At 39.0% G+C, this 13,164-nt stretch carries 12 protein-coding genes and 1 tRNA gene; 12 read left to right on the top strand and 1 reads right to left on the bottom strand.

From position 1 onward, the window contains the following. Positions 1–80: 80 nt before the first annotated feature. Positions 81–575, bottom strand: a complete 495-nt coding sequence (locus I2D56_RS09675; protein WP_195348427.1) for a DUF1307 domain-containing protein — start codon at positions 573–575, stop codon at positions 81–83. Positions 576–733: 158 nt separating this feature from the next. Here I2D56_RS09675 and ychF point away from each other — a divergent pair, with 158 nt between their 5' ends. The 12 genes from ychF to I2D56_RS09620 all read left to right on the top strand — a co-directional run bounded on the left by ychF (position 734) and on the right by I2D56_RS09620 (position 13,006). Beyond that, on the top strand, positions 734–1,849 hold the full coding sequence (gene ychF, locus I2D56_RS09670; protein ID WP_048715116.1) for a redox-regulated ATPase YchF: 1,116 nt from the start codon (positions 734–736) through the stop codon (positions 1,847–1,849). A gap of 70 nt (positions 1,850–1,919) precedes the next feature. Beyond that, positions 1,920–2,489 (top strand): aminoacyl-tRNA hydrolase, encoded by a 570-nt coding sequence (pth, locus tag I2D56_RS09665; protein ID WP_129822614.1) that lies wholly within the window; start codon positions 1,920–1,922, stop codon positions 2,487–2,489. Beyond that, positions 2,482–5,994 (top strand): transcription-repair coupling factor, encoded by a 3,513-nt coding sequence (mfd, locus tag I2D56_RS09660; protein WP_195348428.1) that lies wholly within the window; start codon positions 2,482–2,484, stop codon positions 5,992–5,994. The genes pth and mfd overlap by 8 nt, the downstream gene beginning before the upstream one ends. 63 nt (positions 5,995–6,057) lie before the next feature. After that, on the top strand, positions 6,058–6,324 hold the full coding sequence (locus I2D56_RS09655; protein WP_023024830.1) for an RNA-binding S4 domain-containing protein: 267 nt from the start codon (positions 6,058–6,060) through the stop codon (positions 6,322–6,324). After that, a complete protein-coding gene (locus tag I2D56_RS09650) occupies positions 6,317–6,685 on the top strand; it encodes a septum formation initiator family protein (RefSeq protein WP_023024832.1) in 369 nt (122 codons plus the stop codon). The genes I2D56_RS09655 and I2D56_RS09650 overlap by 8 nt, the downstream gene beginning before the upstream one ends. Continuing rightward, positions 6,685–6,813: an SP_0009 family protein gene (locus I2D56_RS09865; protein ID WP_006595319.1), complete on the top strand. Its 129-nt coding sequence runs from the start codon at positions 6,685–6,687 to the stop codon at positions 6,811–6,813. Before I2D56_RS09650 ends, I2D56_RS09865 begins: the two co-directional genes overlap by 1 nt. After that, the gene (locus I2D56_RS09645) at positions 6,806–8,089 is read left to right on the top strand and encodes a serine hydrolase (protein ID WP_195348426.1); all 1,284 of its coding nucleotides are present in this window, start codon (positions 6,806–6,808) and stop codon (positions 8,087–8,089) included. Before I2D56_RS09865 ends, I2D56_RS09645 begins: the two co-directional genes overlap by 8 nt. After that, positions 8,089–9,363 carry a tRNA lysidine(34) synthetase TilS gene (gene tilS / locus I2D56_RS09640; RefSeq protein ID WP_195348425.1) on the top strand — a complete coding sequence of 425 codons (1,275 nt, stop codon included), beginning with the start codon at positions 8,089–8,091 and terminating at the stop codon, positions 9,361–9,363. The genes I2D56_RS09645 and tilS overlap by 1 nt, the downstream gene beginning before the upstream one ends. A 5-nt stretch (positions 9,364–9,368) precedes the next feature. Further along, positions 9,369–9,911 carry a hypoxanthine phosphoribosyltransferase gene (gene hpt / locus I2D56_RS09635; RefSeq protein ID WP_195348424.1) on the top strand — a complete coding sequence of 181 codons (543 nt, stop codon included), beginning with the start codon at positions 9,369–9,371 and terminating at the stop codon, positions 9,909–9,911. 10 nt (positions 9,912–9,921) lie between these two features. Then, complete coding sequence (ftsH, locus tag I2D56_RS09630; protein ID WP_023024839.1) at positions 9,922–11,895, top strand: ATP-dependent zinc metalloprotease FtsH; 1,974 nt, start codon at positions 9,922–9,924, stop codon at positions 11,893–11,895. Between the two features lie 385 nt (positions 11,896–12,280). After that, positions 12,281–12,352, top strand: a tRNA-Glu gene (locus I2D56_RS09625). 171 nt (positions 12,353–12,523) lie between these two features. After that, positions 12,524–13,006: a hypothetical protein gene (locus I2D56_RS09620; protein ID WP_023024841.1), complete on the top strand. Its 483-nt coding sequence runs from the start codon at positions 12,524–12,526 to the stop codon at positions 13,004–13,006. Positions 13,007–13,164: the final 158 nt, after the last annotated feature.

Here is a 13,164-nt window from a genome sequence, read left to right as displayed (position 1 = left end):
GCCCTACTCAACTGTGCGGAGGTGGGACGACGAAATCGAATTCTAACGAATTACCGATTTCTGTCCCACTCTCTTTTGTATTATTTTAATTCTTCAAATTTTCCATCTTTTACTTCTTTGAAGCCATTAGATTTAAAGGTTTTAAGTGTTGTCTTGTAGCCAATGTAATCAACATTTTGATTTTCTTGTGCAGCAATTAACTGATTTTCTTGTAATTCTTTTAAATCTGCCTTGGTATAATCAATCTTTGTTTTTTCAACGACATAGTCATCCTTATATTCTGCAGAGTGTGAGAATCCTTTGATATCTTTGAATTTTTTATCGTATTCATCAATAACTTTTTTTAATTGTTCTTTTGGCAATCCTGTACCTTCGTAGTAGATAACACTTGTAGAATCTGTACTTAGAATTTTATCACCCTGATATTCAACAATGACACGAATGTCTGTTTTCTTATCTTGGTCAATCAATTGAAGGTAACCTTTTTTTGTACTTTGTCCACAAGCTCCCAGAAGAAAGAGAGTAAAGATAGCTAAAAGAGGCAGAAGGATCGATTTAATTGATAGTTTTTTCATGACGAAAACTCCTTTATTATTATTGGTTTGATTATACCATATTCTTATGAAATTGGACAGGTGACTGTTAGTTTTAAGGGAGAGCATTTTTTCATCATCTTGTGCTTTGAATTATGTTATAATAAAAGGGATTGAAATGTGAACGGAGAAGAAGAAAAATGGCTTTAACAGCAGGTATCGTTGGTTTGCCAAACGTTGGTAAATCAACCCTATTTAACGCAATTACAAAAGCAGGAGCAGAGGCTGCAAACTATCCCTTTGCGACCATTGATCCAAACGTTGGAATGGTAGAAGTTCCAGATGAACGTCTCCAAAAATTAACGGAAATGATCACTCCTAAGAAGACAGTGCCGACAACCTTTGAATTCACAGATATTGCAGGGATTGTAAAAGGTGCGTCAAAAGGAGAAGGTCTCGGTAATAAATTCTTGGCCAACATCCGTGAAGTGGATGCTATTGTCCATGTGGTACGTGCTTTTGATGATGAAAATGTCATGCGGGAGCAAGGCCGTGAAGATGCCTTTGTCGATCCACTAGCAGATATTGATACCATTAACCTAGAGTTGATTTTGGCTGACCTAGAATCTGTCAACAAACGCTATGCGCGTGTGGAAAAGATGGCCCGTACGCAAAAGGACAAGGATTCCGTTGCAGAATTTAATGTCCTCCAAAAGATTAAGCCAGTGCTTGAAGACGGGAAGTCAGCTCGTACCATCGAATTCACAGACGAAGAACAAAAAGTTGTCAAAGGTCTCTTCCTCTTGACCACTAAACCAGTTCTGTATGTAGCGAATGTGGATGAGGATGTGGTTGGAGACCCAGATTCGATTGATTATGTGAAACAAATTCGTGAATTCGCAGAAACAGAAAATGCAGAAGTAGTAGTGATTTCTGCGCGTGCGGAGGAAGAAATTTCTGAGTTAGACGATGAAGATAAAAAAGAGTTTCTTGAAGCCATTGGTTTGACAGAATCAGGTGTGGATAAGTTGACGCGTGCAGCTTACCATTTACTTGGACTTGGAACTTACTTCACAGCTGGTGAAAAAGAAGTTCGCGCTTGGACTTTTAAACGTGGTATGAAAGCTCCACAAGCAGCTGGAATCATCCACTCTGACTTTGAAAAAGGATTTATTCGTGCTGTAACCATGTCTTATGATGATTTGGTCAAATATGGATCTGAAAAGGCTGTAAAAGAAGCAGGACGCTTGCGAGAAGAAGGAAAAGACTATGTCGTTCAAGATGGCGACATCATGGAATTCCGCTTCAATGTATAAAGAAAACAAGTAAATAACCAAAAGGTTGGAAAAAAATTCCAACCCTTTTGGCTTTTGAAAGGGAAAGTAAATGACAAAATTAATCGTCGGATTGGGAAATCCGGGAGATAAATATGTGGAAACCAAACACAATGTAGGCTTTATGTTAGTGGATCAGCTGGCAAAATCTCTCAACCTCACCTTCTCACATGATAAGATTTTTCAAGCAGATGTGACCTCCACCTTTATAGATGGAGAAAAGGTCTTTTTGGTCAAGCCAACCACTTTTATGAATGAGAGTGGCAAGGCCGTGCACGCGCTTTTGACCTATTATGGCCTAGAGGTGGAAGATTTGGTCGTTATTTATGATGACCTGGATATGGAAGTCGGCAAGATTCGCCTTCGGGTTAAAGGATCAGCTGGAGGCCACAACGGAATCAAGTCGATCATCAACCATATTGGAACTCAGACCTTTAATCGCATCAAGATTGGAATCGGGAGACCCAAGCATGGCATGTCAGTAGTCCACCATGTCTTAGGAAAATTCGATCAGGATGATTATGCCACCATCCTCCTTGCTATCGACAAATCAGAGGAAGCTCTTCGCTTTTATTTAAAAGAAGGGCAGTTTGAGAAAACAATGCAACAATACAATGGATAAATATAAGACACTGGTTGATCTATTTCAACAAAATAAAAATATTAGAAAATGGCAACAAGACCAGCAAAAAAGAAGTCGCTCTCTTCTACTAGGACTGTCTTCGTCTACAAAAGCCATTACCATGGCGACAGTTGTCGAAGACGGACACAAGGTCTTGGTCTTGACCTCTTCCCAAAATGAAGCAGAACGGCTCGCCAGTGATTTATTGGGATTATTAGGCGAAGAAAAGGTCTATCTTTTCCTCGGAGATGACAATCCTTTGGCAGAGTTTGTCTTTGCTTCCCAGGAACGGGTCTTTTCTCGTCTGGAAGCTCTGGATTTTCTTTTAGCTCCAGAAAAAGAAGGGATCGTCATTGCCAATGTAAGTGGTAGTCGTTTGCTCTTACCTAATCCAAAGACTGTCAGCTCTATGATTCAGTCTTTCTCTGTTGGAGAAGAAAAAAATCTGACAGAGTTGAAAGATACCCTCCTGGCCATGGGCTATCAAAAGGTTTCACAGGTAAGCCAACAGGGAGAGTTTAGTCTTCGAGGGGATATTTTAGATCTTTTTGAAGCCAGTCAAGATTTCCCTTATCGCCTGGAATTTTTTGGAGATGAGATTGATGGCATTCGGACTTTTTCTCCAGAGACTCAACGTTCACTAGAAAATCTAGATGCGGTAACAGTTCATCCAGTTAGCGATATGTTACTAACTAAAGATGATTTTTTAAGAGGACAGAAGAATCTAGAAAATATGATTCAAAAAAGTCCTCATCCAGAGCTCAAATCCTATTTGACTGAGATTCTCACAGAAGCGCATCACCAGCGTCTCCATGCAGATAGTCGAAAATTTCTCTCTCTTTTTTATCAGCAAACCTACACTCTCTTTGATTACCTCCCCAAACATGCTCCTCTTTTTTTGGATGATTACCATAAAATCATGGATCAGGAGGCGCGGTTTGATGTAGACGTTGCTAACCTTTTGACAGAGGACCTACAAAAGAGTCGCTCTTTCGCTGAAGCCCAGTATTTTGCGGACAATAGCGCACTCTTACGCACTTATAAACCAGCTTCTTATTTTTCAAATTTTCAAAAAGGCTTGGGAAATCTGCGATTTGATGCCCTCTATTCTTTTAACCAATACCCCATGCAGGAATTCTTCAGTCAGTTCTCTCTTTTAAAAGATGAAATTGACCGTTTCCGTAAACAAGATTACACAGTCATTCTTCAGGTGACGAGTAAACAAGGACTCCACCAGTTACAAGAGCACTTGAGAGACTACGGGATCCAACTGGATTATCTTGCACCCGATCAGCTTCATCCAGGACAGAGCCAGTTGGTCATCGGTGGGTTAGCGCGTGGCTTCCACTTTGTGGATGAGAAGATTGTCCTGATTACAGAGACAGAAATCTTCCAGAAAAAGGTTAAACGAAAGATTCGTCGGCAAACCATTTCCAACGCTGAGCGGTTAAAAAACTATAATGAGTTGGAAAAGGGAGACTACGTTGTTCACCAGGTTCATGGAATTGGTCAGTATTTGGGACTAGAAACCATTGAAATTTCTGGTGTCCACCGAGATTATGTCTCCATCCAATATCAAAATGGAGACCGGATTTCCATCCCTGTGGATCAAATCCAGATGCTGTCCAAGTATGTTGCGAGTGATGGTAAACCTCCTAAAATCAACAAACTCAACGATGGTCGCTTCCAAAAGGCTAAACAAAAGGTCCGTCAGGAAGTAGAGGATATTGCAGAGGATCTGATTCAACTTTATGCAGAGCGAAGCCAATTGCAAGGCTTTGCCTTTACTCCAGACGATGAGAACCAAGAAGCTTTTGATCAGGCTTTTCCCTATGTTGAAACAGATGATCAGATTCGCTCTATCCAAGAAATCAAGAAGGATATGGAATCTTCAAGCCCTATGGATCGCCTCTTGGTCGGAGACGTGGGATTTGGGAAGACAGAAGTTGCTATGCGAGCGGCCTTTAAAGCTGTCAAAGACCACAAACAAGTAGCCGTATTAGTTCCGACAACAGTCTTAGCTCAACAGCACTATGCCAATTTCAAAGAACGCTTCGAGGCCTTTCCAGTAGAAGTCGATGTCTTGAGTCGTTTCCGGAGTCGTGCTGAGCAAAAAGAAACTTTGGAAAAACTAAAAAAAGGCCAGGTCGATATTCTGATTGGAACCCATCGCCTCTTATCTAAGGATGTGGAATTTGCGGATCTCGGTCTTATCGTGATTGATGAGGAGCAACGGTTCGGTGTCAAACATAAGGAAACCCTCAAGGAATTAAAGAAAAAAGTCGATGTCTTAACCTTAACGGCAACGCCCATTCCTCGTACCCTCCACATGTCTATGTTGGGAATTCGGGATCTATCTGTTATTGAGACCCCGCCGACCAATCGGTATCCTGTTCAAACTTATGTCCTAGAAACCAATCCAACCATTATACGAGATGCCATTCGTCGGGAGATGGATCGGGGAGGCCAGGTCTATTATCTCTACAATAAGGTGGACACCATTGAACAAAAGGTTTCAGAACTACAAGAATTAGTTCCAGAAGCCTCTATTGGTTTTGTCCATGGACAGATGAGTGAAGTGCGGTTAGAAAATACCTTGATGGACTTCATTGAAGGTGAGTATGATATTTTAGTCACAACCACCATTATTGAGACAGGAGTAGATATTCCTAATGCCAATACCCTCTTTATTGAAAATGCCGACCATATGGGCTTGTCTACCCTTTACCAATTGAGAGGCCGGGTCGGACGAAGCAATCGCATTGCCTATGCCTACTTGATGTATCGGCCGGACAAAACCTTGACAGAAGTTTCTGAAAAGCGCCTAGAAGCTATCAAAGGTTTCACTGAATTGGGATCTGGTTTTAAGATTGCTATGCGAGACTTGTCTATTCGAGGTGCGGGAAATATTTTAGGAGCTTCTCAGTCTGGCTTTATTGATTCTGTCGGATTTGAAATGTATTCACAGTTACTCGAAGATGCTATTGAGAAAAAACAAGGAAAAGAGAAAAAACGTCAAAAAGGAAATGCAGAACTCAATCTCCAAATTGATGCCTACATTCCAAGTGACTATATTTCCGATGAACGTCAAAAAATTGAAATTTACAAACGCATTCGAGAAATTCAAGTTCAAGAAGATTATGAGCTTTTGCAAGACGAATTGATTGATCGATTTGGAGAATACCCAGATGTGGTAGCCTATCTCCTAGAAATAGGGTTTATCAAATCTTATCTGGATCAGGTCTTTGTTAAAGTAGTCGATCGAAAAGACCAGCAACTAACGGTGAAATTTGAGCCAATTACTAAGCAACTTTTCTTGACTCAAGATTATTTTGCTGCCTTATCAGCAACGAATTTAAAAGCTCGTATTGCAGAAAGCCAAGGCTTGATTGAATTAATCTTTGATGTGCGAAATAAGAAAGATTTTGAAATTTTAGAAGGCTTGCGACGATTTGGGGAAAAATTACTAGCCATCAAGCAGGAAAAACTGGAAAAACAAGACTAGAAAAATAGATTTTACTGGGCTCTTTCTAAAAAAATGGTACAATAATACATTAGAGGTGATACGATGAGATTAGATAAATATTTAAAAGTTTCCCGCATTATCAAAAGACGCCCTGTAGCTAAAGAAGTAGCCGACAAGGGGCGCATCAAAGTTAACGGGGTCCTAGCAAAAAGTTCAACCGACTTAAAGGTAAATGACGAAGTCGAAGTTCGCTTTGGAAATAAGCTATTGACAGTAAAAGTGTTGGAAATGTTAGATAGCACCAAAAAAGAAGATGCGTCTAAAATGTATGAAATTATTCGTGAAACAAGGATAGAAGAAGATGCCTAAAAATATTGTACAAATGAATAATCGGTATATCCAAGACGAACATCAACGTCAGAAATACCAGAATGAAGAGCGGAAAAAACAAAACCGATTTATGGGTTGGGTTCTCATTTTAATTATTTTATTGTTCATCCTTCCAACCTATAATCTGGCTCAGAGTTACCAGACGCTTCAAAAACGCAAACAACAATATGTTCAATTGCAAGAACAATATCAGCAAACCCTTGAGGAAAAAGAATATCAAAAGGATATCGTAGAGAAATTGAAGGATGACGAATACGCTGCAAAATATGCACGCGCAAAATATTCCTTCTCTAAAGATGGCGAATATATTTATACGATACCTAACTTATTACCGAAATAATGGAAAATATTGTAAAAACAGTTCAACAATTTCTAGAATATTCTGATACAAAATTAGAAGAGTTAGCTAAAAAGAATCAAGCTTTAAAATTGCAGGAAGAAAATCAAGAAAGGAGCAAGGATGAATAAGTTAGTTTATTGGATGGTTTTTCCTACTTTCTTAGCCACCCAACCCTTATCGGATTCCTCCCAGCCCCAAGTTCCTTTAACTTCTGATTCTTCCTACACTAGCCAAATAGGGACTCAAGACCATTTCTTTGTCTCCATCCCGTCCAATCCAAATGTTTATCAGCCAATTGTGACCTATTCAGATCCAGAATTGAGTCAAAAAGCTGGGGAAATCAAGCCTGATACTCCCTTTACGGTTGATCAATTGTTTGTCAATGATCAAGGAAAATCTGTTTTTAAATTATCGAATAAACAGTATGTAGTAGCTGATCAAGATCAAATTTACGAAGATTCGATTTTGGAATTAACAGAAGAAAAAAAGACCATGTGGCTGACATCCTCTTTTACAGTTTATGATCAACCCTTGGTAAATGGCGCAAAAAGCAAAAAAACAAGTCTGACTCCCTATAGTAAGGTTGAAATCACCAAGACTGCCAAAACTTTAAAAGGGACCTATCTAGAAATTTCTGGCCAGGGGTGGATTGCAAAAGATGAACTTTCTGCTACAGATAATCGGATGGAGAAAGTCCAAGAGATTCTCAATCAGAAGTACAACAAAGACGGAATTGCAGTTTACGTGAAGCAGGTGGATACTGGAAAGACTGCTGGGATACATGAAGATCAGGAAATGTATTCTGCTAGTATAGCCAAGCTCTTGTATTTGTACTATACTCAAAAAGAGATAAACGAAAACCATGTAGATTTGCAGACTCCTTTAAAATATACAAAAGAAGTCAATGATTATCCAGGAGCTTATGAACCGGAAGGCAGTGGAAGTATTTCAAAAACACCGGATGATAAGGAATATACCGTCGCTGATTTGATTAATCGGGTGGCAAAAGAATCTGATAATGTTGCGCAAAACATTTTAGGCTATTATGTAACGCATCAATCAGACAAAGAATTTCAAAAGGTGACCAATAAGATTGCAGGAAAAACGTGGAATGTAGAAACTAGAATGGCATCTCCAAAAATGGCAGGAAATGTCATGGAAGCTATCTACCAACAAAATGGTGGAATCATTGATGCTCTGTCAGAGACTCGCTTTGATGATCAACGAATTTCAAAAGATATCCCAGTCAAGGTCGCTCACAAGATTGGAGATGCCTATGATTTCCGTCATGATGTCGCCATTGTTTATACAGAATCACCATTTATTTTAGCTATTTTTACGGATCACTCTGATTACGAGACTATCTCAGCAATTGCCAAAGATATTTATGAGGTCTTACAGTAATGAAAGATAAATTTCTTCAGTTCTGTCTAAAGGAGGGGCTTTTTGAATCTCATCAAAAAGTCCTTTTGGCTTTATCAGGAGGGGTGGACTCCATGACCTTACTGGATTGGCTCTACCATTATCGGCACCAATTAGGAATCGACCTCGTACTTGCTCATGTCAATCATCACCAACGCATTGAAGCTGACCAAGAAGAAAGAGGAATTCGAGCAATAGCTGAAGCAAAACATCTACCGCTGAAGGTTGCCCATTTCTCTGGTCCTTTTTCTGAAAGCCAAGCTAGACAATTCCGCTATGATTTCTTTGAAAAAGTTATGAAAGAAGAAGCTTGTAGCGCTCTCGTCACCGCTCATCATATGGATGATCAGGCAGAAACGATTTTAATGCGTCTGATTCGTGGGAGTCGTCCACGGCATTTAAAAGGTATTCCTTTAAAACAACCATTTGGACAGGGTGTGTTGATCCGTCCCCTCTTATATTTCAAAAAAAAGGATTTTCCAGAAATTTTTCATTATGAGGATAAGAGCAACCGCTCCTTGGACTATTTCCGTAATCGTATCCGCCATCGTTATCTCCCACTGTTAGAAAAAGAAAATCCTCAAGTGACGAGTGCTTTGGTCAACTTAGGAGAGGATCTCAGTCATTGGCACCAGGCTTTAAAAGAGTTGACCAAAGATTTGAATCCACAAGATGTGACACAGTTTCAAAAGCAATCACCAGCTGTTCAGATTTATTTGCTGGAAGAGTATCTAGCTAGTTTTCCAGACTTGCAATTGAGTCGGGCACAATTTGAACAATTACATAGAATAGTAGTGACCAAGTCCAATACGCAACAAGTTCTAAAGAATGGTTATGAACTTTACAAAGACTATCACTATTTTGAAATTCGGAAAATCAGTCGTAGGACGGATGACCGAATGTCAGAAGTTTTGTTACAATTTGGAACCATAAAGACAGTAGGTGCTTATCGCTTTTTATTTGGAGTTGAACCAAGCGATTCATATATGGAGGCAATCCCACTTCCAAACAACCACCCAGTTTTTATTCGCCCCCGTAAAAGGGGAAATCGTATTCTGATGAACGGTCACCATAGAAAAATTAGCAGATTGTTGATTAACCAAAAAATCCCTTTAAATCAACGAAACAATCTGGTGGTTTTAGAACAAGATAAACAAATACTGGCTATTCCTGAAATTGCGATCAGTGATTTGAGTAAGGAATTAAAAAATGGTATAATGAAGCATACAATTTATATCCAGAAAATAGATAGGTAAAAAAGATGTTAGAACAAGATATCAAAAAGATACTCATTTCCCACGATGAAATCGTGACTGCAGCACGTGAACTTGGTCAAAAACTGACAGAAGATTACCAAGGAAAAAATCCAATTTTAGTAGGAATTTTAAAAGGATCCGTTCCTTTTATGGCAGAATTGATTAAGCATATTGATACGCATATTGAGTTGGATTTTATGTTGGTTTCTAGCTATCATGGTGGGACTTCAAGTTCAGGTGTAATCAATATTATTAAAGATCTGGATCAAGACATTAAGGGACGTGATATTCTCTTTGTTGAAGATATCATTGATACAGGTAAAACTCTCAAGAGTTTGAAAGAATTGTTTGAAGGACGTCAACCGGCATCTGTTAAAATTGCCACCTTATTGGATAAACCTGAAGGACGCTTGGTTGAAATTGAAGCAGATTACACTTGTTTCACTATTCCAAATGAATTTGTCGTGGGTTATGGTTTAGACTACGATGAGAACTATCGAAACCTTCCTTATATTGGAGTTTTGAAAGAAGAAGTATATTCAAAATAGAGGAAATTAGATGAAAAATAACAAAAACAATGGTTTTGTTCGAAATCCTTTTCTATACTTATTGATTATAGTGGCTGCTGTTACAGGTTTTCAGTATTTCTTTGCTGGAAACAGTATTGGACAAAGTCAGCAAATCAATTATACAGAATTGGTAAAAGAGATCAAATCAGACAATGTCAAGGAAATTAGTTACCAGCCAAACGGTAGTGTCATTGAAATTTCCGGTACCTATAACAAAGCAAAAACCAGTAAGGATGATACAGGGGTTCAGTTTTTCACTCCAAGCCCAAGCAAGGTCACTCGCTTCACTAGTGTGATCTTACCGTCCGATTTGACGGTTCAAGAATTACAAAACTTAGCATCCGAACATAAGGCTGACATCACTATTAAACGGGAAAGCTCAAGTGGAATGTGGATTACCATTCTGACTTCAATCGTTCCCTTTGTGATTGTCATGTTCTTCTTCTTCTCCATGATGAACCAAGGTGGTGGCGGTGGTGCCCGTGGTGCCATGAACTTTGGTCGTAACAAAGCGCGTGCTACCAATAAGGAAGATATCAAGGTTCGTTTTTCAGATGTTGCCGGGGCTGAAGAAGAAAAACAAGAACTCGTTGAAGTGGTTGAATTCTTAAAAGATCCAAAACGCTTTACAAAATTGGGTGCCCGTATTCCAGCAGGAGTCCTTCTTGAAGGCCCTCCAGGGACTGGTAAGACCCTTCTAGCAAAAGCAGTAGCAGGTGAAGCTGGAGTACCTTTCTTTAGTATTTCAGGTTCTGACTTTGTTGAAATGTTTGTCGGTGTCGGTGCAAGCCGGGTTCGTTCTCTATTTGAAGATGCTAAAAAAGCAGCACCAGCCATTATCTTTATCGATGAGATTGATGCTGTGGGACGTCAACGGGGCGTTGGCCTTGGCGGAGGAAATGATGAACGTGAACAAACCCTCAACCAGCTCTTGATTGAGATGGATGGTTTTGAAGGAAACGAAGGCATCATCGTGATTGCAGCCACTAACCGTTCCGATGTTCTAGATCCAGCCCTTCTTCGTCCAGGTCGTTTCGACCGGAAGGTTTTAGTCGGTCGTCCGGATGTAAAAGGACGAGAGGCTATCTTGCGTGTCCATGCTAAAAATAAACCATTGGCCAAAGATGTTGACTTGAAACTGGTTGCCCAACAAACACCAGGATTTGTTGGAGCAGATCTTGAAAACGTCTTAAACGAAGCAGCTCTAGTAGCGGCTCGTCGCAATAAGAAGGTAATAGACGCCTCTGATATTGATGAAGCAGAAGACCGTGTGATTGCTGGTCCATCTAAGAAAGACCGAACAGTTTCTCAAAAGGAACGCGAATTGGTTGCTTACCACGAGGCAGGGCATACCATTGTCGGATTAGTCCTATCTAATGCTCGTGTTGTTCACAAGGTGACCATCGTTCCACGTGGACGTGCTGGTGGTTATATGATTGCTCTTCCAAAAGAAGACCAAATGCTTCTTTCTAAAGAAGATATGAAAGAACAATTGGCTGGATTGATGGGGGGACGTGTTGCAGAAGAAATTATCTTCAACGTTCAAACCACAGGGGCTTCCAATGACTTTGAGCAAGCGACCCAAATGGCGCGTGCTATGGTAACGGAATATGGAATGAGTGAAAAACTTGGTCCAGTTCAATACGAAGGCAACCATGCTATGTTTGGAGCTCAAACGACTCAAAAATTCATTTCAGAGCAAACTGCATATGAAATTGATGAAGAAGTAAGAAGTCTCTTGAATGAAGCTCGCAATAAAGCAGCTGAAATCATCCAGAACAATCGTGAAACCCACAAGTTGATTGCAGAAGCCTTGTTGAAATACGAAACCTTGGATAGTGTTCAAATTAAGTCATTGTATGAAACAGGTAAAATGCCAGAAGATACTGATTTAGAATTAGAAAAAGAATCTAAACCATTATCTTATGAAGAAATTAAATCTAAAATGGAAGAAAATAAGTAATAAACTTTATAGTCTTCTAAAGTATTTAGAAGGAACCGAAAATTTCGGCTCCCCAGATTGAAGATAAAGTCTTCTAAAAACTTTCCTTAGGTGAGATCGGACGTCAGCGAACTTCTAAGAAGTTCCATGACTAATTATTGAGCCTAAGGTCTCAATAATTCCGAGTGCCTGAAACTATTACGTTTCAGGCACTTTTCTCACGGCGGAAAAGTTTCTAATCTTCCTAAATGACTAAAAATAAAAGTAATTTTTTGAAAAGCATCTTGCTTTTTTATGTAAAACAATAGTTTGTCTACATTCAAGGGAGCCGAAATTTCGGCTCTTTTTTTCAAAAAAGTGTTGACAGATGAAAATGAACTGATATAATAGATTACGTTGTAAAAATGGTCCGTTGGTCAAGGGGTTAAGACACCGCCTTTTCACGGCGGTAACACGGGTTCGAATCCCGTACGGACTATCACAAAAAAGTTGTTACATTCGTGGCAACTTTTTTTGTTTGATAAAACCATTATTCTGACATTCTTATCAAAATAATGACCGATTAGAGTTAAAAAGATTCCAAATAGAAAATAAACCCAAATAAATCCAAACCTCCTTTAAAATGAAAACAAGTAAGAAAGGAGGTCCAATGAACTTTAAAAAATCATATGAAAAAGTAAAATGGATAGTATGGAAATGTGAAAAGGAATTTTATATTCATCTTTGGGATCACTCAGATTGGGAACAAGAAGGTAGACTGGTCTTATATGAGCTACAAATAAGTAATCCTGAAGTAGAAGAAAATGAAGAAATTCTATTAACCTACTTCAAAACAAAGTTTCGCAATCATATAAAAGATAAAGTTAGAAAACAAGAGAGTGATAAAAGGAAGTTAAATAAGGTACCTTATACAGAGATTGGAGAAATTAGTCATCGACTTCGATCAAAAGAACTCTTTTTGGATGAACTAGTCCTGTTAAGAGGAGCCCTAAAAGAATTCCGAGAAAACCTAACCGATCAGGAAAAAGAAGACTATGATAAACTTCTGATGAATCAACGTTTTTCTGGACGAGCAAAAATGCGGAGAAGACTCCAAGAATACTTGAAAGATTTCAAGGATCATCATTTATGAAAAAGGATGTAAAAAAGCATCCTTTTTCATAAAAAAATAAAAATTTAAAAAAATAGAAAAAAGATATTGACAAGAAGATGAGGTCGTGATATACTAATATAGTTGTCGCGCGAGAGCGACAAAGACCTTTGAAAACTGAACAAGACGAACCAATGTGC

Origin of the sequence: Streptococcus australis, from assembly GCF_015553625.1 — a bacterium.
Classification (GTDB): Bacteria; Bacillota; Bacilli; order Lactobacillales; family Streptococcaceae; genus Streptococcus; species Streptococcus australis_B.
The sequence above is the reverse complement of the archived record's forward strand: the minus strand, read 5'-3'. Positions and strand labels throughout refer to the sequence as shown.